Origin of the sequence: Paenibacillus xylanilyticus (assembly GCF_013359935.1) — a bacterium.
Lineage (GTDB): Bacteria > Bacillota > Bacilli > Paenibacillales > Paenibacillaceae > Paenibacillus > Paenibacillus xylanilyticus.
Genome location: NZ_JABMCB010000173.1, coordinates 43143 through 68011 on the forward strand (window position 1 = coordinate 43143; position 24869 = coordinate 68011).

Here is a 24869-nt window from a genome sequence, read left to right on the forward strand (position 1 = left end):
GTCATTTTCGCAAATGTACGACCAGAGTTGAATACACAAATCCGTCTTGTTGGTTCAAAAAACAGAGGAGGAGAACATCACCTCTTACGGTGCTGTTCGTCCCCCTCATCCATTGGCCCAGGAGCGCTGACCAATTGTTATATGCCGGATCTTCGATATTCCGTCGGAGTCATGCCGGTCCATTTTTTGAACACCTGACTGAAATATTGTGAATTGCCGCCGAAACCAAACAGCTCCGCAAGCTCAAACACCTTCACATCCCCGCTCCGGCGAATGTGCTCACATGCGCGCTCGATGCGCAAACGATTCAGGTAGTTGGAGAAGTTTTCTCCTGTCACCTTTTTGAAAATTTTGCCCAGGTAGTCCGGGTTCATATACAGCATCTGATGGGCAACGCCATTCAATGAAAGATCCGCCTCCCCATAATGTTTATCTACAATATCCATCATTTTCTCCACGGCTGAGGACTGGCGGCTAATATAATTTTTGTAATACCCGGAGGTCAAATTGGCTGCGCTGTTGGCCACAAACGTTTTCAGCTCAGACAGCGTATCCATATGAGGCAGCTCCGCCATCCGCTGAGTAAACTCTGTTGCCTCCTCAGGCGGACAGACATGGATCATGGCCGAATACAGCTGAACGACATAGGAACGGGTTACCTCAATATCAAGCTGTTGACCGGATAAGCGCTCAAACAGACGGTCAACCTCAGCCCCAGCTTCCTCTGTGCTGCCCGACTTGATTAGCTGGCATAACTGTTCTGCATCCTGCTCGGCATGAACACCTTCACATTCACCGGCAATCGCAACATCATTCTTGGTGATCAGCTTGCCTTCCCCGATGAAGAAGCGATGGTTCAGGCATTGCAATGCCTCGCGATACAAACGCCGTGACTGGACCATGTGATCGGCTTCACTGAGCGCAGCCGTCACTTGCAACTTATAGAGTCTGGTGAATGCTGCCCGCACTTCCTCAATTCGCTCCCTCAAGTGTGCAGGGTCCGCTGCATCTTCCAGCAGAATCAGCAGCTTGCCTTCAATGGTTGTGCTTAACAGAACATGCGGCAGCAGATCGCTGGCAATGTTCTTAATGGCAAATAAATGGCTGTAATCATGTTCGTCCGAGATCCGGAACAATAACAGGCGGATTTGATTGGCTTCAAGCTTCAGATCAAACAGCTCCTGATAATATTCCAGATCAACCGGCCCGTACGTGCGATTGGTCATAAATTCAAGCAAAAACTGTTCCTTCACATGGGGAAGTACTCGCTGCAGCCGCTGTTTCATCTCCCCGGCCACATGTTCTTTCACCTGTGCATCCTGATGCTCCTGAAGCAGCTCGGACAGGGCATCATGAATCTGGTTTTCATTACAGGGCTTAAGCAAGTAATGCTTCACACCGTACTGCATGGCCCGGCGTGCATATTCAAACTCCTTGTAACCGGACAGCATGATAAAACGAAGTCCGGGATAAGCTTCGGATGCTTTTTCGATCAGTCCAAGACCATCTAACCCCGGCATTGAAATATCCGTAATGATAATATCAGGTCTGGAATGCCCGATTTTGTCCAAAGCCTCAATTCCGTTTCTGGCGGTATCCACCAATTCTGTTCCGGCTGCCGCCCAATCCACTACTTGGGAGATCCCCTCCAAAATCACACGTTCGTCATCTACGAGCATCACTTTGTACATCGTCATCGTCCTCTCTGATCCAAGGTATGCTGATCGATACTACGGTCCCGGCACCGGGTTTGCTGCTCATGATCATACTGCCCTCGTCACCGAAGGTCAGTCTGATTCGTTCCTGGATGTTGGATAAACCTATTCCCTGCCCTCTTGTCTGAATTCGCCCTTCCTGTAATTGCTGCAGAAACTCCGGGGTCATGCCCGGACCGTCATCCTCCACTTCAATGACGACCTTGTCACCTTCTGCCCGTGCACGAATCCGAATTTTACATGGGTCGATACTCGGTTCAAGGGCATAGTGAATGGCATTCTCCACCAAAGGCTGCAGCGTCAACTTCGGAATGCGTGCATTCCCCACCTCAGGGGCAATCTCCATATCAAAATCAAGTCTTTCCTCAAACCGCGTGCGCTGAATCGTCACATAACTGCGAACGATATCCAGCTCCCTTTCCAGCGTAATCCACTTCTCGGACATGTTCACTGAACTGCGCAGCAGGAATCCAAGTGCCTCGACCATTTCGGAAATTTGACGCTGCTTCTGTACTTTGGCAAGCCAGTTAATCGACTCTAATGTATTGTAGAGGAAGTGTGGATTTATCTGTGCCTGAAGCGCTTTCAACTCGGTCTCCCGAATGACCAGCTGCTTCGCATAATTTTCATCTATCAGTTCCCGGATGCGCTGCAGCATCATTTTAAAGGTGCGATGGAGCAGACCAACTTCATTTTGGGAAGACACCGGAACGTTGCCAAGCGCGGCTTCCTCCAGTTTATCCAGATCCCCTTTTTCAATATTACGCATCTTCTTGATCAACTGGGCAATCGGCTGTGTGATGCTGCGGGAAAGCTTGGCTCCAAACACAAGTGCGACCAGCAAGATCATAAAGAAAATGACCGTCACCAATTGTTTGACAAATTGAATCTGCTTGAACATCTGGTCAAACGGAGTCATATAAAGGTACACCCAATCCGTATATGACGAATGGGCGCGGGCAACAAAATTTCTCCCCTGTTCGAACATCGCAATCCCGTATGGCTGGGTACGCTTCAGTTCCGATTCAAGTTCGGCATCACTAACTGTGGATTGCGTGGGATAGATGACTTCCCGTCCATCCGTTATCAACAGCTGCGAGTCCTCTGCAGGATGCTGCATCTGATCCTGAACAATACGGTCCAGTCGTACACGGATAATCAGCGTTCCCAGCTTCTCCAGGGTGAAAGCCCCGCCTGTGAAGGACTTGACCTGTCTTACGGATAAAAGTCTGGCTTGCTGATCCCCACTTGTATACCATGCATTGGAGCCTGAATATTGCTGTCCCAGTGCAACCAGTTCCGTCTGCATGGATTCCGATATTCCCTCCCGGTTCCCTGCAGCCATAACATTATTATCATTATCGATAAATATCATGGAATAGACGTACTTCTCAGACCCCGCATACGCGACAAGCCTGTTCGTTATTTTTTTGAGCAACCCATTTTTCTCATATCCCGATTCAGCCTTATCCAGCTGAAGAAGATACTGCTGGAGCGGCTCGTCGGACATGACCTTGAAGGATAGATTGGAAATTTCGCGCAGCTGATTCTCAATGCCCACGGAAGACATGTTAAGTACCTGCGACGATTTTTCATAGATTTGGCGATCATAGATTCGGAACACGTATCCAAGGATAGACACGTAAAACGTAAAGCTGATCAGCATCAAAAGTCCGATGAGAAGAATGGTTTTGTGATGGATCGGAAGGGTTGTGAAAGCGTTCTTAATTTTTCTCATCCAAAGCGCTCCTTTGGCCCCGAGAAGGGTACAGGCAGGTTTGAGAGTCTCGTTCTACTGTAAGTTATTTTCATATTTACACATCCATGGGCAGATGACAAGTCATAATTATGCAACATATGGGGTCCGATTAGAAGGTAATGAAAAAAGAAGCCGGATTGATCGTCAGATCAACCTGGCTTCTTGGTGAAGATAGTTTTAACGTTACAACTTATGGATTAACAAATACGGTTTTGAGCTTCGCTACATACTGCACATCAAAGCCGAGCCCTTCGGCTACCATAGCCAGCGGCACATACGTTTTGGACTCTTTGCCCACCTTGTTCAGGAATGCAGGTGTATCTACTGCAACGGATGCTCCGTTCACCTGAACCGCACTGGCACCGATCTTCACGGCTACTTTACGGTCTCCGTATGTAATGGTTGCCGTGGAGGTTTTATTATCCCAAACCGTGGTAGCCCCTACAGCATTCACGATATCCTGAATGGCCACAAAGTTTTTCCCACTGCGAATGATTGGCTTATAAGGGGTATCCAGCGTTTTGCCGCTGACGATGATATTCATCGGCTCACCTGCTGCAGGTGCGGTCAGTTTCGTGTAATCACCCCAGATCGTTTCTGCAAACACCTTGGCGATCGCTTCATAACCAAACTGGTTCGGGTGGAAATCCCGATCCTTGATCATATGTGTCATTGTTCCCTCGCCGCCAACAAATTCCTTGGCTACATGCGCCACTTTTACGTCCATGCCATGAGCGGTGAATTGGGCTGCAATCCCGTCAATTGTTGCTGTGAAACCCTGGGATGCCTCCATGAGTTTGGCATACAATGCTTTGCCGGCTACTTCAGGCATAGGCTGATATTGATCGGCAATGACAATCTTGGCATCGGGATTAATTGCCTGAATGTTACTAATCGCTTCGCTGACATTGGCCGTATACGTTGTCAGCAGTTCCTTCACTTTTGCTTCCAATTCCGCATCACTGAGTTTATCTGCCGTACCGAGCAGTTCGGATACATCATTCCCCCCAATGGTGATCGCTACAAGATTGGCAGCCGCCACGCTCTCGCGAATTGCAGCGATGTTGGCTCCCATCTGCCCTGCTCTTGGATCTGGCAAACTCGGCTGAATCGCTTCAGAGGTAAGGGTCTTGCTCTCATTGATTGCAGAGGTAAAGTTCTTCAAACCAATACTCTTCAACCCGGCAATACCGTAGTTATCCACCTGAGTGCGGCCGTGAAGCAAACCTTGCTCCTGCAAGCGCTCTACATAACCATAAGGCAGTCCTTTCGCATTCGGCTCGTATCCTACTGTGATGGAATCTCCCAATGTGACGATTCGGAATTCCTTCGTTACGGCTGCAGCATCCTTCTTCGCAGAGGTGGCTGCCTCTGTTGTGCCTGCAGGTAGCGAGCTGGTGCTCGTATCTGCAGCATGTGCAGGCAGTGCAGTTGATGCAAACAGCATCATTCCGGCCAGCATGCCGGCTGTTAATCCAGCCGCTGTGTTACTCCATGTACGTGTACGCTTCATTCGTGGTAACACTCCTTTTCTCATATCTATAAGATGATAACTTGAACTTAATTACACGGTTAATCTCCGGTGGAAGAAGTTCACATATCCCTATTCTACCATTAAAAATTAGGGATGTGTTTGGACTTCTGCCTGCTCACAAAAATAACAGACTCCCCTGTACGGGAAGTCTGTTCACCTATGAACCTAGCCATGTATTGGCCCGTTGCATCCGCGATTCATTTGTCTTTTGCTTCATTTTCTGTTGAGCTGAGTTTACTGGCAGAACGATCCAGATAACGATCATATCGATCATCCACTTCACGCGCCATATTCCGGTACAGCAACGTTTCCTGGGCAATCGGGTCTCGTTCCGCCTGAATGCGCACCTCATATTTGGGAGGAATCAGCTGGCGCTCACGCTTGTCCGTGTCGCCGGACTCCTCCATCTCCCCTTCAGTCAGCATATCACTCAAACGTCGTTCCAGTTCCTTGGATTCATCCATCGTTCATCGCTCCTTTAATTAAGTTCATAAATGCACGAGCAAATACTATTGCACCTAAACCTCGAAGGACAGAACAATCTTCCGATCGCTGTTATCCCCAAATTTTCTTGTTTACTTTTCAAAGGGAAAAATTCGAAGATAAAGGCGAACGCTTCGCTTCTCCAGATTTTTTCTGCCCCTCGTTCATGTACAATATAAGTTTGTTCAATCCATTAAGAAATTAATATGCTCACTCCAAGCCAGTTGCTTTGGCTTCCTTGAGTACATCCGTCAGTGCATCATGAATCTTGCCATTGGTGGCAACTACATGGCTGACAGACAATTGATAAGGTGTACCAATCGTATCCGTGACCTTGCCGCCGGATTCCTCCACGAGCAGTGCACCTGCAGCGATATCCCACGGTTTCAGTCCAACTTCGGTGTATGCGCTGAGGCGACCCGCAGCAACATAAGCCAAATGCAGAGCTGCCGATCCACCTGCACGCAGGCTCCGTACTTGCGGCGCAAGAGCCTGCACAGCAGCCATATTGATTGGGAGTGCATAGGTGGTATCTGCTGGGAAGCCTACTGCGACCAGGCTCTGAGCCAGCCCCTGTTCACTAGACACCGCCATCCGATTTCCGTGGACATAGGCCCCTTTGCCCTTTTCAGCTACAAACAGTTCGTCTCTCGAAGGATCGTAAATCACGCCTACAATCACTTCACCATGATGAGCCAGGGCAATCGATACCGAATAAAATGGGAATCCATGTACAAAATTTGTTGTTCCGTCCACAGGATCCACGATCCAGAGGAACTCTTCTTCCTGTGCCTCTTTTAGTGCTTTGGCCGAAGCTTCAGGTCCCGGCTCAACTCCTTCTTCACCGAGAATGGCATGGTCGGGAAAATGGGTCAGAATCAGGCGACGGATCATCTGCTCTGCTCCTTTGTCCACTTCGGTTACAAGGTCCTGCGGAGAATATTTGGTTCCAGGTTCGCCTATGGTTCCAAGACGACTCTTGATCCATTCACCCGCTTTGGAAGCCGCATTGATAGCAACGGCAGTATAGCTTTTGCTTGTCACGACATAAGGTATTTTTTCCTTCTCATTCAAAGCGTTCACTCTACTTTCTATATCAATCTACGAAAATATAAAATACTTGTTAAAAGTATACGCCTCACATGTTGTAAAGTTTCTTGCTGCCCAGGCCCCTTTTGGCTCTATGGATGAATGATTACAGTAGACTCGTCCACCCATTCCACGCCTTCCTCGTGATAGAATGCCAGTTTCTGCATGAGCTGCACCAGTGCTTCATCCTTGCGCTTGGCCTCAATCATGACATCCAGTTCGGGCGTATCTGCAGCGATATGACGCAAAAAGGAAAGCAGCGGCTCCACTTCAACGCCATCCGCATGCCCTCGGATATCCTTTTCGCTCTTCGGGCTGGACACGTGAATTTTCGGCGGCAGCGGCCGATCTGCCGGGGAATCCGCCTGAGCCAGCGGGGACTGCCAAGTCTTCCATATGTCAGGCCACAAGTCCCATGGCTGTTCACCTTCATTATTAACCCACTGATGGTGAATATCCAGCACCATTGGCAGTCCCAAATGCTGACATACAGCCAATGTCTCGGGTACATTGAATGTTTTGTCGTCATTTTCAAGGGTCAGTCGTTCCTGAATATCCCGATCAAGTTTCAGAAAGTTTTCTTCAAAGCGGAGTGCAGCACTAGGCTTGTCCCCGTATGCACCACCAATATGTATATTGTTCTTGGCAGTGGCATTCAGACCCATGGCATCCAGCATCCGAACATGATGACGAAGGTCACGCATGGAGTTCCGGAGCACTTCTTCCCGCGGCGTGCTAAGAACGGTAAAATGATCCGGGTGAAAGGATACACGCATCCCGTTCTCCTTCACAAAATCACCAATGGCTTCAAAATCCGACTGAAGTGCCGGGAACGGATCCCAATCACTCAGATCTTCATGTGTTGCCAGTGGAATCAATTTGGAGGAGAAACGATATACATGAATGTGGCTGCCTTTGTTGTGCCTCAGCAAACGTAACGTATTATGCAAATTCTCGGCTGCAATCCGTTCCAGCTTGCGGATGGCTGCATCCCTGTCATCAATTTTCTTGAAGCTGGCCATGGTCATCGTGCGGGAAGGTGAAGCATTCTCTACCAGCACAGACATCGCCACATAACCAAAACGTACAAGCATGATGTTCTTCCTCTCTGTTAGGGTGGAATTCCTGTCTGAACATGAGCACAGTCAAGTTTTCCCGTCACGGTATATAACCAAGTTTTACCCTAAAAGAACGACCATAATCGCTTGCCGGACAATTCCGTTCATTGGTCCCACATCCGAAATCGCAGTTTAGCCTTGCGCCTGTTCACCAAAAAACATTTCGTCCGCCAGAGCGGTCTGAACACGAGATTCTTCTTCATTCAGCTTGCGGATGAGCAGCATCTCCACTTCAGTCACTTCCTGACCCTGAAAATTAATCTCTGCAATGGAGGCAACGATCTTCACGATGGCTACAGCCACGTTGTCAGGTGTATAAGCAATAACCTTCTGCCCGGTTGGAAATACCCGGAAGCCTTGTTTCACCATTTTGCCGCGGCCGTATTCCAGCAGCTCGAACAGCTCCTGCTCGCTCTTGAATTTGCACACGGAATTGAATTCAGTCTGAAATCCCATTCATACCCCTCCTTATACTGTCTCCTACGCCTGTACGCCGTTCTCGTAATTCAGTGCCTGTTTGCGGCTGTAACGCTCCAAGGCCAGCTCAATCATGCGATCCAGCAGCTCGGCATACGATACACCTGTCTCGCGCCACAGCAATGGGTACATGCTGTACGGAGTGAAGCCAGGCATTGTGTTTACTTCATTAATAAGTAATGCCCCATCCGATTTGCGAATGAAAAAGTCAGCCCGGGAAATACCGTTGCCTTCAATCGCACGGAACGCCTGCAAAGCTGCCTCGCGGATGCGATCAGCGGCTTCAGGATCCAGCGGAGCGGGGATCAGCATCTGTGATTGACCATCAATGTACTTGGCTGCATAGTCATAATATTCACCAGAGGATACGATTTCTCCTGGCACCGATGCCATGGGCTCGTCATTACCAAGCACACTGACTTCCACTTCGCGTGCTTCAACGAATTCCTCGATGACAACCTTCGTATCATACCGCAGCGCAAATTCAACAGCTGTCTTCAGTTCATCACGGTTGCGTGCTTTTGAGATTCCAACACTGGAACCAAGATTGGCGGGTTTAATAAAACACGGATAACCCAGCTGTTCCTCCACTTGCAGAATCATCTCGTGTTCAGTCTGCTTCCACTGGGTAGCATTAAAATACGTAAAGGCACATTGGTCGATTCCGGCTTGTGCAAACAGCTTCTTCATGACCACTTTGTCCATGCCGCCTGCCGAAGCGAGTACACCTGCTCCCACATAAGGCATATCCGCCATCTCAAACATACCCTGGATCGTGCCATCCTCACCGAACGTACCGTGCAGCAACGGGAACATAACGTCCAGCGCCTCTTCTCCGCCATATAAACGTGCAAACAGGGTGTTCAGCGCTTCCTGGGTTCCACCTGCTGCCTGTTCCAGTTTCAAATCATCGATCTGCGCAAATGGCGCGTGCATTACTGAACCCTTTTTCCACGTCCCCTGCTTGGAGATATAAAAAGGAACCAGCTCATATTTCTCATAATCAAAAGCGTTCGTTACAGCAAACGCCGTTTGCAGCGATACTTCATGTTCACCTGACTTCCCGCCGTAAACGACGCCAACTGTCAATTTATCCATACTCATGTGTAACCTCCGATTATCTGTGCATGATGCCTTCATAACTGCATGTTCAGCATCAATTTTATTCTTGTCTTAGGACTCATTTTACACGGAACTGAATATCCCCGTCACCAAATCCCTTAATATCAACTTCATTAGAACTCATCTGCAATATGAAAAAGCCGGTACACCGTCCGCTCCGTCCAAGCGTAAGAATCCCGGTAATCCCAATAGCGGTGGCGGCTGCTCACCGTGTGCGCATTTACAAGCGGCATGCCTCCTGCGTCAAAGGCTGTCACAACCGTACTATGCTGGAACCTGCCGTCACCGTCCCAATCATAGAAAATGACATCTCCGAGCATCAGCTGCTCCGGGCGATCCACTTCGGTTGCCGTTAAGCCCCAGCTGCTGCTCGCCAGATACCGCTCCAGACTATTGGAAACGGCCCAGCTATAACTCCACATTTCGGCGCCATTCACGTAGCCCTTGTACCACCAGCCCGCTTCTCTTTTACCAGTATAGTGGATGGGTGCTCCCCCTGCAAAGAGACATTGAGAGATGTAATTGGTGCAGTCTACCTCGAATTCTTCAAATGCCGGGTTGCCCGCATTCCACCAACGATCCGCATAAGCGACCGCCAGGTCTCGCCGATATAGCTGCTGTCTTGAACTTCTTCCTTGACCAAGTACTTCCCTGTTTAGCAGCGGCCGATTGATCGCCTGTACAAAATCCGCTTGCTGAAAAGGTCTCCCTTCCCCTGCGGGACGACGCTCCGGAACTTCCCTTTCCACCCGTCCAATGATCCATGACCCGTTCTGCCGCAAAAAGGTAAGCCGCTCCCGTTCAATCCGGTCTTCCCGGTGGGTAATCCCGCTTTTCTCATAGAAAAGCCTGCTGTACAGTTGAACATCCACCACCGATTCTTCAGGACCTTCCGTTACCGTACGCACAAGCTTGGCACTGGTCTCGCTGCGAAGAGGCACTGCACGCCGTTTACGATACCATTCGTCCAATCTGGCCATACGTTCTCCCCGCTCCAGCACAAATTCCGGATCTGTGACAATCCGCTCGGTCGTTTGTGGACGATAGTCGATCTCACAGCGATTGTACTGGTTCACATAGGTGTATAAGGCACTCTTCCATTCCCGTTCCAAGCCTGTGTCCCCCTTTGGCTTTAAATTCTGTCTGGAAAAATCAGTGCATGCAAACTACTTCTATTCATATGAGGAGTTTATCGGTTGTATGTGTTCCGGTCAGGGATCACAGGTCGAAATTCGGAGACTCGGGGGACAGAAAGTGCCATGTTCAACAAGTATTCACGAAAACGCCTTCATTGTTCTCAAAGCTTGTTTGGACAGGCAAAAAGCCCTTTACGTACGGAGGTGAAAACGGTATACTTATAACTAAAGTTGCAATTATGAAATTACGTTTCATCTGATGAAACTAGTGAACAAGGACACGGAACGATGAAGGCCTGTTCTTTTACCTAAATGAACTTTATCTTCATCTCACCGACACATTTTAAGGAGGTACATGTATGTCAGCCAAGAACCATTTCTCCGCAGCCCGCAGTCTTGAGGTCGGAGGCAAGTCTTACCGCTACTACAGTCTCGATGCTCTTCAGGAAGGCGGCTACGGCGACCTTTCCAAGCTTCCCTTCTCCATTAAAGTGCTGCTCGAAGCAGCAGTTCGTCAGTTCGACGGACGCGCGATTACCGAAGAACACGTGAAACAACTTACCGGCTGGGCAGAAGGCCGTGACAATAACAAGGAAATTCCATTTATCCCTGCACGTATCGTCCTGCAGGATTTCACCGGCGTACCGGTTGTCGTGGATCTTGCCGCGATGCGTGATACCGTGAAAAAAGCTGGCGGTGATCCAAAACAGATCAACCCGCTCGTGCCGGTCGATCTCGTTATCGACCACTCCGTTATGGTTGATGCATTCGGAACCAACGATGCACTCGACTACAATATCAAGGTTGAATTCGAGCGTAACGAAGAGCGTTACCGCTTCCTGCGCTGGGCACAAACGGCATTCAACAACTTCCGTGCTGTTCCGCCATCCACAGGGATCGTTCACCAGGTCAACCTGGAGTATCTGGCTTCCGTGGCTGCAACCAAAACGATTGACGGCGAAACGGTTGTGTTCCCGGATTCCCTCGTAGGTACGGACTCCCACACCACCATGATCAACGGACTCGGCGTTGTTGGCTGGGGTGTTGGCGGAATCGAGGCCGAAGCAGGCATGCTGGGCCAACCGCTCTATTTTGTGACACCGGACGTTATCGGTTTCAAATTGACAGGCAGCCTGAGCGAAGGCGCAACAGCAACGGATCTGGCACTCACTGTCACTCAAATGCTTCGTAAAAAAGGCGTAGTCGGCAAATTTGTCGAGTTCTACGGCCCAGGGCTTGCCAACATCAGTCTTGCCGACCGTGCAACAGTTGCCAACATGGCACCGGAATATGGCGCTACGATTGGTTTCTTCCCTGTCGATAGTGAGACGTTGAACTACATGCGCAGTACGGGACGTACTGACGAGCAAGTGGATCTGGTTGAAGCTTATTACAAAGCACAAGGCATGTTCCGGACTTCCAGCACGGTTGATCCAGAATTCACAGATGTAATTGAGCTGGATCTCGCTTCCGTGGTACCAAGTCTCGCAGGTCCTAAGCGTCCACAGGATCGCATCGAACTGACGCAAATGAAAGAAAGCTTCAACAGCATCATTCGTACTCCGGTCGATAAAGGCGGATACGGACTGAGCGATGAGAAGATTGAAGAAACAGTGCCTGTGAAGCACCCTGACGGTTCCACTAGTGAACTAAAAGCAGGTGCGGTTGTCATTGCGGCCATCACAAGCTGCACCAACACATCCAACCCAAGCGTTATGCTCGGAGCAGGTCTACTTGCGAAAAAAGCGGTTGAGCGCGGTCTGACCAAACCAGGCTACGTGAAAAGCAGCTTGACTCCAGGTTCCCTCGTTGTTACCGAGTATCTCGAAAAATCAGGCCTGAACGTATACCTTGACCAGCTCGGATTTAACGTTGCCGGTTACGGCTGTGCAACTTGTATCGGTAACTCCGGCCCACTGCCAGACGAAGTAAGCGAAGCGATTGCCGAGAACGATATGACTGTAGCGGCTGTATTGTCCGGTAACCGTAACTTCGAAGGTCGTGTGCATGCTCAGGTCAAAGCCAACTATCTGGCTTCTCCACCACTCGTGGTAGCTTACGCTCTCGCGGGTACGGTCAATATTGATTTTGCTACCGATCCAATCGGTTATGATACGAATAACGAGCCAGTCTTCCTGAAAGACCTCTGGCCGAGCTCCGAGGAAATCAAGGATGCCATTGCAAGCTCACTGAATGCTCAGATGTTCCGCAACAAATACGAAAATGTATTTACAGCCAATGAGCGTTGGAATAACATTCCTGTACCGGAAGGCGAACTGTATGAGTGGGATCCAAACTCCACCTACATTCAGAACCCGCCATTCTTCCAAAACCTTGGCGACAAACTGACTGATATCGCAGATATTCGCTCTGCACGTGTCATGGCGCTGCTTGCTGACTCCGTAACAACGGATCACATCTCGCCAGCCGGTAACATTGCTACAACCAGTCCAGCCGGATTATACCTGAAAGAGCATGGCGTTGAGCGCAAAGACTTCAACTCCTACGGATCACGCCGTGGTAACCATGAGGTCATGATGCGCGGTACGTTTGCCAACATTCGTATCCGTAACCAAGTGGCTCCAGGTACGGAGGGTGGTATCACGAAATACCTGCCAACGGACGAAGAAATGTCCATCTACGATGCTTCCATGAAGTATCAGGACGAAGGACAGAACCTGATCGTTATTGCAGGTAAAGAGTATGGTACAGGAAGCTCCCGTGACTGGGCGGCAAAAGGTACATTCCTGCTCGGCGTCAAAGCCGTTATCGCAGAAAGCTTTGAGCGTATTCACCGCAGTAACCTGGTAGGCATGGGCGTAATGCCATTGCAATTCCAGGAAGGTCATGGCTGGTCCAGCCTCGGTCTGAATGGTCGTGAAACGTACGACATCACAGGTCTGAGCAATGATGTGAAACCGGGTCAAGAACTGACGGTTACCGTAACTCGTGAGGACGGCACCAAGTTCGACTTCCCTGTTATCGCTCGTCTGGACAGTATGGTGGACGTGGACTACTACCATAACGGTGGTATCCTGCAAACTGTACTGCGTCAAATGATGAAAAAAGCTTAATTGCATTAACCTTTAATGCGATTGTTCAATACGAAAGCTCCCCATCACGTGCCGTTTGGCACGTGATGGGGAGCTTTTTTATGATTTTCTTTGAAGGATCGACATACTACATCTCTGCAATTAGATTGATTAAGATTCAGATACCGCACGCTATTAAAAATTAATCTTCAACCCAACTTCTGAATCATCAGGTGGAGAAGGAATGCGATATACACCTCTGCTGTTTAATTTCTCCACGTTGATCCAGTCCATAAAGTCATCCCCTCCGAAACAACGTACAAAAACAGCGTATTCCAATTCACCCTCATAATTGATGGACTCTGTGTACTGGGTGAATGGATGCTTACACTCTAAACTCTGCAGAAAATCAGAAAATTCAATTCTCCACTCATCCATTTGCTCTGCATATTGATCGGGGACATAATAATAGAATCCATCCGGACTAAAGTATGAAATTTTCATTATCATTTGCAGACCTCCTGTAGTATAACTTTGTTTATAATTTTAATATCTCCATGCCTTCTTTAAGGAGCCGCGATACAATCGTGTTATCCTCAATCCCCTTCGCAAGTTCCTGTTTTGTTTTATGTACCAGATAGTAAGAGTATTTTTGCATCAGTTCAGGCCCGGTTAACTCAATGGGTAAATGAATTAATTCAATTTCATCCGAGTTAAAATGGTAACGATAGCCTCTCTCTGATTGTCCAACTTTCATCACAGTTTCTATGACCATTAACTCATCACGTGTAAAGGTGTTTATCAAATCTGATCTTTTTTGTTCTAAAACACGTACTTCTTCAAGGCGGTGAGCACTCTCAGCTTCAGCAATTTCATTCTCGATTTCCATGATCGATCTCATTCTACCTGCCAAGTTTATAGCCAATGGGTACAACAATAAATATCCTCCTTTGTTAATATGTAGGTTAATAGGATTTAATCTCTACTGTACCTCAATAGTGATTCAACTCGCAATCTGCTCATAACTTTCCCCCTATATGAGTTACCCCGTGAAAAAGATAAAAATCCCCGCCATGTGTACTCAACACGTGATGGGGAGCTTTTTTTGATGGTTTGTGAAGAATGTGTTTCACTTGATAGTGATACCTTTCTCTAATGTCCAATATGATGTGAAGCTTCATCCAGCAGCTGCAATGCACCCATAAAAAGAAAGAGGGCTGACATCGTGAGCAGCGAGTACCCAATCCACCTTGAGGTTTCTCGATTGGTAATCTGTCTATGCGAAGAATGTGTTACATACCGTGGACCAACCAAAAACATGATGCCTGTACCTATCATTACAGCTGTCACGAAAATCATGCAATCTCCCCCTTAAACGTGACTCTCCTTAGCATTATAATTTTTCTTCGCCACGCGGGATTCTCCTCCCACCAACAACTGTTTCATGCCGATAACCATGGTGAACATAATATATCCAATCAACCCACCTAAGGTATTCAACATCAGATCGTCCACATCGAATATGCCCATGCCAGTTAACAGCTGTGTCACTTCATAGCCAAGGCTTAAAAGCAGAGACAGCAGGAATACGTTTGCCCCTGACAACCATTTGTAGCCCATAAGCACGGGAATGAACACACCCATTGGGATAAAGGCCAATACGTTGCCCACCAGATGAATTGCAGTCCCCGGACGATGTAAAGATAGGCTGTTCCAATCTCTTGAAATTTCCTGAAATGGCGTCAGATTGACAGTCCGCGTATGAATCAGATCCGGTTGGTGAAGAAAAGCCATGAACTGGACCCTCACGATTTCGAAGTCGACTGAACCTCCTTTAAACAGAATCAGCTTGGTTAGTAGATACAGATAAATCATTAACGTGGCAATCCAAAGGATTTTATGCGTGAACTTTCTCTGCCTCATGTTGATGAACCTCCTTTGTGCAGCCCTGTTATTCCTTTACTGTGACAATGACTCCATCCATATTATCTCCTGATATTTCATATTGGCCATGCTCAGGTATGTAAACGGTCGTATCTCGGGTGGCCTGATAATAGCGAATATGATATTTCTCACCCTCCACCTCAACAGTAATGTTCTCCTTCTCTTTTAGCAAATCCAGATACTGCTCCAGCACCAGATTGTTCTTATACATGACAGCACTATGCGGCAGGCCCACATATCGAAAATGCCATGGTTCATATTGAATACCCGTGATGCTCACCTTGTCCTTCGGGTAACGTAGAATGAATCCGTATTTCCATGCATTTTTCTCCAGCCAGGCACCCTCTGGCGCTTCATTCATGGTGGTCAGCGAGGAACCGATATCCATGGATAATCCTAGATTATGCTCACTGTGACCCGCAGGAAGTGCGTAGTCTGACCCTTTTTCCTGATAAAGTTCCTCCTGTTTCGCCAAGTCCCGGTATCCGCTGCTAATGAGAAAATATCGTACTCCCTCTTCCCCCGCTGCTTCGACCATCTTCTGAAACGCTTGCGCTACCTGCCGTGACAGCATGATATTCTGATCCAGCAAACCGTATCCACGAACCAAATCGTCCTGCTCGGCCACATTTACAATATCGGTTTGAACGCCTTCCGGATGAATTGGATATGTTGAATTAACAAGCAGCAAGTTGCCCTTATGTACCTGATCCCGGATATTTCCGGTAATGGATACGGTATTTGCTGCACGGTTTTCACGCGTATCCTGAATTTCGATAATCATCTCATCCTTTTGCTGAAAAGATCCCGGCGATCTCGTAACCACATATCCAAGCAAGATGATGCAAATCAAAAAGCCCCACTTCTTCATCCTTGTTCCTCCTTTACCTCTTAACATCAAGGATAGAGAAAACTAGTTAAAGAAAAAGCAGGGCAAAATTAAAGTTTTTCTTAAATTTAAATACAAACCTCATTGGAGAACCGGCAGGCGAACCTCAAATATGGTCCGTACCACATCACTCTGGGCAGAGATGGTGCCTTCATGCTGCTCCACAATATTCCGGGCAATAAACAGGCCAAGGCCTGTCCCACCCTCCTGTTGGGTCCGGGCACGATCTCCGGTGTAATACATATCGAAGATATGCGGCAAATCCTCTGGATGAATATGTCCCCCATAGTTGGTCACCTGAATGATGACCTGCTCCGCTTCGCAATAGCCGTTAATATCCACGTAGATGCCATCCTTGCCATGACGTGCAGCGTTAATCAGCAGGTTCTCAAACACACGGGCCAGCAGCTCGCCATCTCCAGAGATGGTGAGCTCAGGGTCAATATTTAATCGGGTGACCAGACGATTTTTCTCAAACACAGGATAGAGCTCTTCATTCATCTGCTTCAGCAGCTCGCTAAGATCGAGCCGTGCTTTCTGTAAGGGCAGCATGCCATAGTTCATCCGGGTAATTTCAAACAAATCATCAACCAGCTTCTCCAAACGCTGCGATTTGGTGAATGCAATCGACGTAAAGTGTCGTACCTGCTCCTCCGTCAGCTGATCATCCTTCATGAGCAGATCCAAATACCCAAGTACAGAGGTGAGCGGCGTCCGCAGGTCATGCGCCAGATTCACGACAAGCTGGTCCTTGCTATTTTCGGCAAAGTCCCCCCGTTTCACCGCCTCCCTCAGCTTCTCACTCGCCAGATTCACATCCTCCGCGATCGTACCTAATTCATCCTTCGAGGAAATCTGCACACGATGCTGAAAGTCGCCATTGGCCAAATGACTGATTCCTGTAGAAATGTCTTTGAAATAGGTCACGTAGGGCTTGGTAAACCAAAAGAAGAATAAAATGGCGAGCGGGATGAACAGGAGCAGGAAGAAATAGATATCTCCAATGCTTTTCATAAAATGACGATATTCAGCGAGCTGATCTTCTGCACGGACACCCGAATAGTAATATTGCAAAAGTTTGTAAACCCCATAGGTGATCGCACCAGAGGCAAGCATGCTTAATCCCAGCAGCATAATCATGGTCGTCCGAAAACTTCTTCGTTTAGTCATTAAACGTGTACCCCACACCCCAGATCGTTTTGATAAACTTGTTCTTGTCCACATCTTCACCGAGCTTTTTGCGCAGGGTGCGAATATGGACCATGACTGTATTGCCGCTCTCATAATAGGCCTCTCCCCAAACCTGTTCAAAAATGCTTTCCGCACTGAACACCTGCTTGGGGTGGCTGGCGAGCAGATACAGAATATCGAACTCCTTCGGTGTTAGTTCCACTGGTTTGCCGTAGAGTGTAACGCTATGTTGGTCTGGCGAGATGATAAGTCCGCCCTTCTCCAGAATGGAGCGCTGGACTGGCGCAGACTGGCTGAATTGCAATGAACGGCGCAGCTGGGAGTTCACCCGGGCAACAAGCTCCATCGGATTGAACGGCTTGGTCATATAATCGTCCGCTCCCATCACAAGGCCCGTAATTTTATCCATGTCCGACGTTTTGGCACTAAGAAAAATAATCGGCAAATGATGCTGCTCCCGAATTTTGCGAGTCACCTCGTACCCATCCATCCCAGGCATCATAATGTCCAGGATCGCCAAGTCTATGGCTTGCGTCTGAACAGCTTGCAGCGCCGATTTTCCATCGAATGCCTTAACGGTGTGATACCCTTCCTTTTGTAAATGCAATGCAACCAGATCAGCGATCTCAACTTCATCGTCCGCGATCAAAATGGTAATTCGCTTCATTGCTTATTCCACTCCTATATGTGATGCTCAACAATATAACATATCTGAATCCAACTTATAAATGATTGAAAGGAATCCAATATATGAAACTGGACCGTTTATTAGCCATCGTTGTGCTGCTGATCAATCGCGGCCGTGTGCAGGCCAAGGATCTGGCAGATACGTTTGAAGTTTCCATTCGTACAATCTACCGTGACATTGACACCCTGGGCCAGGCAGGCATTCCTGTGGTGACATACCAGGGCATGAGCGGCGGCATTGGCCTTGCAGAGGGTTATCGTCTGGACCGAAATGTGCTGACTGACCGGGATTTGGCCTCCATCGTCACCGCACTGCGCAGCGTCTCCACTTCTCATACCAATGTAGCACGGGAGCTGCTGATGGAGAAACTTAGCAGCATCGTGCCGGAAGCGAAAAACGAGGACTTTCAGGCTGACACAAACCGCTTTATTGTTGATTACTCGTTGTGGACCCATCCTGAAGCGCTGCAGAACAAACTGCAAATCATCGAACAGGGACTGGATCAGCTGCGCCCTGTCACCTTTACCTATTGCAGTGCCGAAGGAGCCCACACTCACAGAACTGTCGATCCTCATACCCTTGTTCTTAAAAAGCACTCCTGGTACCTCTATGCGTTCTGTCATGCGCGCAATGAATTTCGGATGTTCAAGCTGGTCCGGATGCAGGACGTTACGCTTGCCGAAGGTCACTTCGAACGCAAACCGGTCAATCCGCAGGACAAGCCCTGGCAGCAGGAATGGGCAACTCCCGGGAACACGGTTGCCATGACGATGAGATTCCACGCCCGTGTCCGTCATATTGCCGAGGAGTGGTTTGGCATAGAGAATGTGATCCCCGATGGCCAGGGATATTACATTAGCCAGGTGGCATTTCCGGAGGATAGCTGGCTGTACGGATTCATTCTTGGCTTTGGTGCAGATGCCGAAGTATTGGAGCCTCTTCATATTCGTGACGAGATCCGCCAAATCGCAGAACAAATCGTGCAAAATTATACAGCCCCTTCGCAAACCTGACAGACAGCTGTCCAGTTCCTCCCGTTATACTTCATTTATATTCAAGCTGTACATAACGAGGAGGAATTGTTAATGAACGTCACTGTATGCCAGAGCTGCGGAATGCCGCTAACCACCCCTGCCCAATTCGGAACGGAAGCAGATGGAAATGCAACCCGTGAATACTGCATCTATTGTTATAAAGAAGGCGTGTTCCAACAGCCCAACATTACGCTGGAAGGCATGATTGAGATGTGCACCGCAATCCTCAAGGAAGAAGGTACGGACGAGGAATCGGCCCGCTCGATGCTGCGCAATCAGCTTCCTTTTTTGAAACGATGGAATAGATCCACTTCTGAAAGGAACGAAAAAACGAACTCCGTTCAACCTGTTCGATATGTTACGCTTCCTGGGAAACGCCTGGCTGGTGTTTCGGCCAGAACGACAAATGCCAATGAGATGAGCGGTAAAGGCTGCATTCAGGGATTGTGGGACCGTTACTTCACGTCAGGGCAGCTCCCCGCTCCGGAGGCAGCCCGATATGGCTGTTATGCGGATTATACCGATGGTATACACGGGGAATACACCATACTCGTAGGTCATGAGGTGGCTGCAGATGAAACGCTGCCTGATGGTATGAACTCGGTCGAATTGCCTCCTGCGACATACGCCGTGTTCACCTCCAGAAAGGGTCCAATGGCAGAAGTTGTAGGTGAAGCATGGGGCGCCGTATGGGCCTGGAACCATCAGCACGAGCGAACGTTTACCGGTGATTTCGAGTTATACGATGAGCGGAGTATGGACCCTGCCAATGTCCAAGTAGATCTCTATATTGCAGTAAAACAAGCTAAACCAAGTGCAGATCAGTAATGAACATTATTTCTCTTCCTGTTTGATGAACAACAAGCCGTCCGGTTCTCCGGACGGCTTGTTCGGTATATCTCCCTTGTCTCACGTGTGAAAACGTTTAAAACATTCCCCTTTACACCCAAGACAACCGACTATGGTACCAAGTTAGTTAGCTTCAATGATACCTACTCTCCCGGACAATTTGTCTTATTTGAGAGCCCAATTGACATTCGAGAAACTGGGACTATTCACTTAACAACCGATTCCATCCTCCCATATCAAACCATTTATATCAGGTCCTTTATTCCTGAATTTCCCTCAAACCGTTTACATCTTCTCAATACGGGGTAAAATCACTACAATCCAATTGGAATTACGTCATAACTTCCCGGTTTCGTCTAACAAGTCACATATACCTATTTGTGCACGAGGAACTGGGCCTATCGGAAATACATAACCTTAAATAAGAAAACAATAACGAGTGCATATTCGAACATGCACCAAAGGAGGAACCAAGATGATCCGCATGCCTATTCAGCAAATGATCCCGTACCACCACCAATATCCGCGCAACACGGCGACCACTGCTCCCAAAAAGGAGAATGAGAACACTCAAGGTCTATCCTTTCATGAGATTTTGCAGCAAAAAATGGCACAAAAGAATGCATCGCCTTCCATGCGCTAAAATGTACATCTGATCATATTCGAACCTGATTATAGAACCGTCCTTCGCCGTTTGGCGGGGAGACGGTTATTGGCGTTTGGTATAAACTTCTGTACAGTTTCCAGTTGCATTCCTATAATGGGTTAAATATCTGTAGTACTCACAGGTTAAAAGCATTGGTAAAGGGGATGTCACCATGATCACGATCGGCTGTTTTCACGCTCACTATTCCAACATCGCACTGATTGAAGAGACGCTCGCCTCCTATGAAGTAGAACTTGTGCATTATGTCGATCCGGGTCTGGATCGCCGCAAACATGATGCCAACTTCTCTGAAGCTGTCACGCAAGAGAAGGTATCCCAGACGTTACAATGGATTGCCCAATGCCATGCAGATGCCATCCTGGTCACTTGTACCCTATTTGCTGCGGAACTGGCGCAGGCAGCACAGCATGTTTCCATACCCGTCATCGGCATCGATGATCCACTGTTGCAGAAGCTGCAGCAGACTTCCCAAGAATACATCCTTGCTTTTACCAACCCGGCAACCGTTGAAGGAACGATGACGCGGGTGAATAAAGCATTGCAGCAAGGTGAAACAAGCGGGCAGCAGGTTGCGGATACATCAAGAATAGAGGCCGTATTAATTCCCGGTACATTTGAGTTGATTATGCGGGGCGATAAGGACGGCTATCTTGAGGCAGTCAGTACGGGCTTGCAGCAATTGGCTGCTCAGTCGCCAGACAAAATGGTGGTTGCCGCTCAGTTGTCCATGGCTCCCGCAGCAGCTCGCGCAACAGCAAATGCAGGTACGGAGATTTACAGTCCCCTGGCATCGCTTGCAACCTATTTGGAGCAGCACCTGAACATCGTTCATCGTTAGTTTTGACATGTAGAGCTTCAGCTGTGAAGCTTTCCAGGAATCTAACACTCTATTTACATCTTCAGCGAGGCAAACTGGTTCCATAACTAAAAGCCGTTCTTCTCCCAATGCGGAGAGAACGGCTTTTATAACATTTCAGACCGCTCAGATTAAGCTGTAACGTCGCCTAGGATCGGGTTCGGTATTCCTCGGCCTTCTCCTGCATTCCGGCCGCTACAGCCTCATTTTCGGACAGCCCTTTGTCTGCGGCAAAGGCACGAATATCCTGGGTGATGCGCATGCTGCAAAACTTAGGTCCACACATGGAACAGAAATGGGCTTCCTTGGCCCCTTCAGCCGGCAGCGTCTCATCATGGTAGGACAGCGCACGCTCCGGGTCCAGTGACAGGTTGAACTGGTCCCGCCAGCGGAACTCAAAGCGTGCCTTCGACAGCGCGTCATCTCGGCGCTGGGCACGGGGATGGCCTTTTGCCAGATCGGCTGCATGGGCTGCGATCTTATAGGCAATAACGCCCTCCCGCACATCATCCTTGTTCGGCAAACCCAGATGTTCCTTGGGCGTCACATAGCAGAGCATGGACGTTCCGAACCAGCCGATCATCGCCGCCCCAATGGCTGAGGTAATATGGTCATAGCCAGGTGCGATATCTGTCGTCAGCGGTCCGAGTGTATAGAACGGCGCCTCCTTGCAGATCTCCATCTGGAGGTCGACATTCTCCTTAATCTTGTGCATCGGCACATGTCCCGGCCCTTCAATCATCACCTGCACATCATGCTTCCACGCGATCTGCGTCAGTTCACCGAGCGTAGCAAGTTCAGCCATCTGCGCTTCATCATTGGCATCATAAATGCTGCCTGGGCGGAGTCCATCTCCGAGAGAGAAGGCCACATCATACCTTTTCATGATTTCACAGATTTCTTCAAAATGGGTGTACAAAAAATTCTCCTGATGATGTGCAAGGCACCATGCCGCCATAATGGAGCCGCCTCTGGAAACAATCCCTGTCATCCGTTTGGCCGTCATCGGGATATAACGCAGCAGCACGCCTGCATGGATCGTAAAGTAATCCACACCCTGCTCTGCCTGCTCAATAAGCGTGTCACGATAAAGTTCCCAGGTCAGGGCCTCGGCTTCGCCATTCACCTTCTCCAGCGCCTGATAGAGCGGCACTGTTCCAATCGGTACAGGCGAATTCCGGATGATCCATTCCCGGGTGGTATGAATGTCCTTGCCCGTAGAGAGATCCATCACCGTGTCCGATCCCCAGCGAACCGCCCAGGTCATCTTCTCCACCTCTTCTTCGATCGAAGAGGAAACGGCCGAATTGCCGATATTCGCGTTGATCTTTACGTGAAAATGGCGCCCGATCAGCATCGGCTCACTCTCGGGATGATTAATATTTGACGGCAAAATGGCTCTGCCGCTCGCCAGCTCCTGCCGCACAAATTCCGGTTCGACACCCTCACGAATGGCTGCAAATTCCATCTCCGGTGTAATGATGCCCTTTCTCGCATAGTGCATCTGGGTGACACATCGTCCGGATTGTGCGCGCAGCGGTTTGCCGTGCAAGCCCGGGTACTCTTCAGCTCCGGCTCTCTTCCCTCCAGGCTTCAAACCGTTATCCTCCGGTTTGACGGTGCGTCCCTGGTATGCCTCAACGTCATTCCGCTCTGTAATCCAGCGTGTACGCAGAGCTGGCAGACCTGCCCGGATATCCGCATGGAATCCGGGATCGGTCATCGGGCCGCTCGTATCATAGACACGCAGCGGCTCGTTATGCTCCACCCCTTGGGGAGTATTCGTGTCATGAAGGGCAATTTCACGCTCCGGTACAGCAATGTCCGGACGTGAGCCCTGAATATACACTTTGCGGCTGCCGGGAAATGGCTGAACCCGCCCGGCCGCCCCTTTTTCCTTTTCCAACATATGCTCTGAATGGTTCTGTCCCGTTGTTCTGTTGTCCGTACTCATCGCTACCTCTTCCTCCTCGTTGGTGGTCCCATGGATTGATTAGTCCGTTTGTTGGCTTGCGCACCCAGCCCAATCATCCACGCATAGGTAAGAAAGAGCGACCACACTTCGGAAAAGAGGACATTACAGCAGATTAAGCTGACAGGTTACAGAATGATTGGGCTAAACCCCATTCTCGCAGGCCCGCACATCAGGAGATGTACTCCTCCTCTGCAGCGGACGTTCGCCTGTTCAGATAAAAAAGCCGGTTCCCGAGGGAACCGGCTCATGTCCATCACCCATAACAAGCCTGATGCCATGCTCCCCCAAGTGGAGACATGCCAAAGGCAGTATTATGCAGGTGTTCGTGGTTATATCGCCGATTACTTCCCTACGCTGGTATGATCCAGATCAGGTGCAAAGGGTCCGGAATCTCATGCGATTCCGTCTCAGTCCGGACAATTCGGACTCCCCCAGTAACGTTAACAAGTTGCGGTACACGTACCGCAGTTCCATATTCAATTCATTCCAGCCCCGCCGGGCCGTCCTTTACAGACTAGCGCAAGTCCATCAGAAAAACAACCCTTTATCTTCCACTGTATTCAAAATCAGGACAACATGAGGCCCATCTGCGCAGCCGCTTCCTTCAGCACAGGTGCATATTCATGCAAAGTTTCCTGGGACAGACGGCTAACGGGTCCGGATACCGAAAGTGCAGCAGCGATATTTCCCTTACGGTCCATAATCGGTACGGATACTGCAGCCGCTCCAGGCTCCCGTTCCTCGTAGCTGGTTGCATATCCATTCTCCCGAATATCCCCCATCTGGGCCAGATAAACCTCAGGATCGATAAATACCGGCCATTCCGGCCCATTCATCAATTCCTCCCGGTCCTCCTCCGTCGCGAATGCCATCAGCACCTTGCTGGATGCTCCTACAGATAAGGGAAGCCGCACGCCGACCGGAGCCACACGGCGGATTGCCTGATCACTCTGGACGGCCTGAATTCGGATCCGTTCACTGCCATCCCGAAGATACAGACTGACGGTCTCTCCCAGACGATCTCTGAGCCGCTCCATCGCAGGAAGCAGCAATATGGCCGGATCATCACTGCGGGACATATGGGCAGACAGCTCCCAGATTCGAATACCGAGTCGGTATTTCTCTGTGGCAGCATCACGAATAACGAATCCCCGCTCCTCCAGTGTAGCCATCAGACGGTGAACTGTACTTTTGTGCAAACCAATCTGGCTGGCAATTTCCGTGAGTCCCAGATCACTGCGGGTGGTAAAACACAATAATATATCCAGCGCCCGTTCCACAGCACGGACGGTTAATTTGCGGTCTTCCATG

The 24869-nt window shown here is 49.1% G+C and carries 23 protein-coding genes and 1 riboswitch; of the genes, 5 read left to right on the forward strand and 18 right to left on the reverse strand.

Annotated features, from left to right (window positions below; all coding sequences use genetic code 11):
* Positions 1 to 137: 137 nt before the first annotated feature.
* The 9 genes from HP552_RS10195 to HP552_RS10235 form a co-directional block, all read right to left on the reverse strand.
* The gene (locus HP552_RS10195; RefSeq protein WP_175395413.1) at positions 138 to 1691 is read right to left on the reverse strand and encodes a response regulator transcription factor; all 1554 of its coding nucleotides are present in this window, start codon (positions 1689 to 1691) and stop codon (positions 138 to 140) included.
* Positions 1666 to 3453, reverse strand: a complete 1788-nt coding sequence (locus HP552_RS10200) for a sensor histidine kinase (RefSeq protein WP_175395414.1) — start codon at positions 3451 to 3453, stop codon at positions 1666 to 1668. The genes HP552_RS10195 and HP552_RS10200 overlap by 26 nt, the downstream gene beginning before the upstream one ends.
* A gap of 211 nt (positions 3454 to 3664) precedes the next feature.
* Positions 3665 to 4987: an SGNH/GDSL hydrolase family protein gene (locus HP552_RS10205; RefSeq protein WP_175395415.1), complete on the reverse strand. Its 1323-nt coding sequence runs from the start codon at positions 4985 to 4987 to the stop codon at positions 3665 to 3667.
* A gap of 218 nt (positions 4988 to 5205) precedes the next feature.
* Positions 5206 to 5472: a hypothetical protein gene (locus tag HP552_RS10210; RefSeq protein WP_175395416.1), complete on the reverse strand. Its 267-nt coding sequence runs from the start codon at positions 5470 to 5472 to the stop codon at positions 5206 to 5208.
* Positions 5473 to 5701: 229 nt separating this feature from the next.
* Positions 5702 to 6565, reverse strand: coding sequence for an inositol monophosphatase family protein (locus tag HP552_RS10215; protein WP_217506375.1), 864 nt, complete (start codon positions 6563 to 6565; stop codon positions 5702 to 5704).
* 107 nt (positions 6566 to 6672) lie between these two features.
* Positions 6673 to 7674, reverse strand: a complete 1002-nt coding sequence (uvsE, locus tag HP552_RS10220) for a UV DNA damage repair endonuclease UvsE (protein WP_175395418.1) — start codon at positions 7672 to 7674, stop codon at positions 6673 to 6675.
* Between the two features lie 156 nt (positions 7675 to 7830).
* Entirely contained in the window at positions 7831 to 8154 is a 324-nt protein-coding gene (locus HP552_RS10225) for a hypothetical protein (protein ID WP_175395419.1), read from the reverse strand.
* 24 nt (positions 8155 to 8178) lie between these two features.
* Positions 8179 to 9279, reverse strand: a complete 1101-nt coding sequence (locus tag HP552_RS10230) for a D-alanine--D-alanine ligase (protein ID WP_175395420.1) — start codon at positions 9277 to 9279, stop codon at positions 8179 to 8181.
* A gap of 131 nt (positions 9280 to 9410) precedes the next feature.
* Positions 9411 to 10409, reverse strand: a complete 999-nt coding sequence (locus tag HP552_RS10235) for an amidase domain-containing protein (protein WP_175395421.1) — start codon at positions 10407 to 10409, stop codon at positions 9411 to 9413.
* A 383-nt stretch (positions 10410 to 10792) separates the two neighbouring features.
* Between HP552_RS10235 and acnA the strand changes: the two genes are divergently transcribed.
* Positions 10793 to 13507: an aconitate hydratase AcnA gene (acnA, locus tag HP552_RS10240; RefSeq protein ID WP_175395422.1), complete on the forward strand. Its 2715-nt coding sequence runs from the start codon at positions 10793 to 10795 to the stop codon at positions 13505 to 13507.
* 153 nt (positions 13508 to 13660) lie between these two features.
* Here the strand turns inward: acnA and HP552_RS10245 are convergent, their stop codons facing one another.
* From HP552_RS10245 to HP552_RS10275, 7 genes are all read right to left on the reverse strand, one after another.
* Entirely contained in the window at positions 13661 to 13975 is a 315-nt protein-coding gene (locus tag HP552_RS10245; RefSeq protein ID WP_175395423.1) for a hypothetical protein, read from the reverse strand.
* A gap of 28 nt (positions 13976 to 14003) precedes the next feature.
* Positions 14004 to 14354, reverse strand: coding sequence for a hypothetical protein (locus tag HP552_RS10250; RefSeq protein ID WP_175395424.1), 351 nt, complete (start codon positions 14352 to 14354; stop codon positions 14004 to 14006).
* 263 nt (positions 14355 to 14617) lie between these two features.
* The gene (locus HP552_RS10255; RefSeq protein WP_175395425.1) at positions 14618 to 14824 is read right to left on the reverse strand and encodes a hypothetical protein; all 207 of its coding nucleotides are present in this window, start codon (positions 14822 to 14824) and stop codon (positions 14618 to 14620) included.
* A gap of 12 nt (positions 14825 to 14836) precedes the next feature.
* A complete protein-coding gene (locus HP552_RS10260) occupies positions 14837 to 15388 on the reverse strand; it encodes a VanZ family protein (protein ID WP_175395426.1) in 552 nt (183 codons plus the stop codon).
* Between the two features lie 28 nt (positions 15389 to 15416).
* Positions 15417 to 16280, reverse strand: a complete 864-nt coding sequence (locus HP552_RS10265) for a M15 family metallopeptidase (protein ID WP_175395427.1) — start codon at positions 16278 to 16280, stop codon at positions 15417 to 15419.
* Between the two features lie 99 nt (positions 16281 to 16379).
* Positions 16380 to 17468, reverse strand: a complete 1089-nt coding sequence (locus tag HP552_RS10270; RefSeq protein ID WP_175395428.1) for a HAMP domain-containing sensor histidine kinase — start codon at positions 17466 to 17468, stop codon at positions 16380 to 16382.
* A complete protein-coding gene (locus HP552_RS10275; protein WP_175395429.1) occupies positions 17461 to 18156 on the reverse strand; it encodes a response regulator transcription factor in 696 nt (231 codons plus the stop codon). Before HP552_RS10275 ends, HP552_RS10270 begins: the two co-directional genes overlap by 8 nt.
* A gap of 83 nt (positions 18157 to 18239) precedes the next feature.
* Between HP552_RS10275 and HP552_RS10280 the strand changes: the two genes are divergently transcribed.
* The 4 genes from HP552_RS10280 (at position 18240) to HP552_RS10295 (ending at position 21565) form a co-directional block, all read left to right on the forward strand.
* Positions 18240 to 19190, forward strand: coding sequence for a helix-turn-helix transcriptional regulator (locus HP552_RS10280; protein WP_175395430.1), 951 nt, complete (start codon positions 18240 to 18242; stop codon positions 19188 to 19190).
* Positions 19191 to 19262: 72 nt separating this feature from the next.
* Complete coding sequence (locus tag HP552_RS10285) at positions 19263 to 20039, forward strand: zinc ribbon domain-containing protein (protein ID WP_175395431.1); 777 nt, start codon at positions 19263 to 19265, stop codon at positions 20037 to 20039.
* Positions 20040 to 20535: 496 nt separating this feature from the next.
* Complete coding sequence (locus HP552_RS10290) at positions 20536 to 20703, forward strand: hypothetical protein (protein ID WP_164764361.1); 168 nt, start codon at positions 20536 to 20538, stop codon at positions 20701 to 20703.
* Between the two features lie 175 nt (positions 20704 to 20878).
* Positions 20879 to 21565 (forward strand): hypothetical protein, encoded by a 687-nt coding sequence (locus HP552_RS10295; protein ID WP_175395432.1) that lies wholly within the window; start codon positions 20879 to 20881, stop codon positions 21563 to 21565.
* Positions 21566 to 21731: 166 nt separating this feature from the next.
* Here HP552_RS10295 and thiC read toward each other — a convergent pair whose 3' ends face one another.
* Together thiC and HP552_RS10305 are read right to left on the reverse strand one after the other, a co-directional pair.
* Positions 21732 to 23492 carry a phosphomethylpyrimidine synthase ThiC gene (thiC, locus tag HP552_RS10300; protein ID WP_175395478.1) on the reverse strand — a complete coding sequence of 587 codons (1761 nt, stop codon included), beginning with the start codon at positions 23490 to 23492 and terminating at the stop codon, positions 21732 to 21734.
* A gap of 395 nt (positions 23493 to 23887) precedes the next feature.
* Positions 23888 to 24001, reverse strand: a riboswitch (TPP riboswitch).
* 123 nt (positions 24002 to 24124) lie between these two features.
* Positions 24125 to 24868 carry an IclR family transcriptional regulator gene (locus HP552_RS10305; RefSeq protein WP_175395433.1) on the reverse strand — a complete coding sequence of 248 codons (744 nt, stop codon included), beginning with the start codon at positions 24866 to 24868 and terminating at the stop codon, positions 24125 to 24127.
* Between the last annotated feature and the right edge of the window lies 1 nt (position 24869).

Bases quoted from the DNA above. Each gene is read 5' to 3' on its own strand.
- HP552_RS10195 (WP_175395413.1), bottom strand. From the start codon at position 1,691: ATGTACAAAGTGATGCTCGTAGATGACGAACGTGTGATTTTGGAGGGG.
- HP552_RS10200 (WP_175395414.1), bottom strand. From the start codon at position 3,453: ATGAGAAAAATTAAGAACGCTTTCACAACCCTTCCGATCCATCACAAA.
- HP552_RS10205 (WP_175395415.1), bottom strand. From the start codon at position 4,987: ATGAAGCGTACACGTACATGGAGTAACACAGCGGCTGGATTAACAGCC.
- HP552_RS10210 (WP_175395416.1), bottom strand. From the start codon at position 5,472: ATGGATGAATCCAAGGAACTGGAACGACGTTTGAGTGATATGCTGACT.
- uvsE (WP_175395418.1), bottom strand. From the start codon at position 7,674: ATGCTTGTACGTTTTGGTTATGTGGCGATGTCTGTGCTGGTAGAGAAT.
- HP552_RS10225 (WP_175395419.1), bottom strand. From the start codon at position 8,154: ATGGGATTTCAGACTGAATTCAATTCCGTGTGCAAATTCAAGAGCGAG.
- HP552_RS10230 (WP_175395420.1), bottom strand. From the start codon at position 9,279: ATGAGTATGGATAAATTGACAGTTGGCGTCGTTTACGGCGGGAAGTCA.
- acnA (WP_175395422.1), top strand. From the start codon at position 10,793: ATGTCAGCCAAGAACCATTTCTCCGCAGCCCGCAGTCTTGAGGTCGGA.
- HP552_RS10245 (WP_175395423.1), bottom strand. From the start codon at position 13,975: ATGATAATGAAAATTTCATACTTTAGTCCGGATGGATTCTATTATTAT.
- HP552_RS10250 (WP_175395424.1), bottom strand. From the start codon at position 14,354: ATGGAAATCGAGAATGAAATTGCTGAAGCTGAGAGTGCTCACCGCCTT.
- HP552_RS10255 (WP_175395425.1), bottom strand. From the start codon at position 14,824: ATGATTTTCGTGACAGCTGTAATGATAGGTACAGGCATCATGTTTTTG.
- HP552_RS10260 (WP_175395426.1), bottom strand. From the start codon at position 15,388: ATGAGGCAGAGAAAGTTCACGCATAAAATCCTTTGGATTGCCACGTTA.
- HP552_RS10265 (WP_175395427.1), bottom strand. From the start codon at position 16,280: ATGAAGAAGTGGGGCTTTTTGATTTGCATCATCTTGCTTGGATATGTG.
- HP552_RS10270 (WP_175395428.1), bottom strand. From the start codon at position 17,468: ATGACTAAACGAAGAAGTTTTCGGACGACCATGATTATGCTGCTGGGA.
- HP552_RS10275 (WP_175395429.1), bottom strand. From the start codon at position 18,156: ATGAAGCGAATTACCATTTTGATCGCGGACGATGAAGTTGAGATCGCT.
- HP552_RS10280 (WP_175395430.1), top strand. From the start codon at position 18,240: ATGAAACTGGACCGTTTATTAGCCATCGTTGTGCTGCTGATCAATCGC.
- HP552_RS10285 (WP_175395431.1), top strand. From the start codon at position 19,263: ATGAACGTCACTGTATGCCAGAGCTGCGGAATGCCGCTAACCACCCCT.
- HP552_RS10290 (WP_164764361.1), top strand. From the start codon at position 20,536: ATGATCCGCATGCCTATTCAGCAAATGATCCCGTACCACCACCAATAT.
- HP552_RS10295 (WP_175395432.1), top strand. From the start codon at position 20,879: ATGATCACGATCGGCTGTTTTCACGCTCACTATTCCAACATCGCACTG.
- thiC (WP_175395478.1), bottom strand. From the start codon at position 23,492: ATGTTGGAAAAGGAAAAAGGGGCGGCCGGGCGGGTTCAGCCATTTCCC.
- HP552_RS10305 (WP_175395433.1), bottom strand. From the start codon at position 24,868: ATGGAAGACCGCAAATTAACCGTCCGTGCTGTGGAACGGGCGCTGGAT.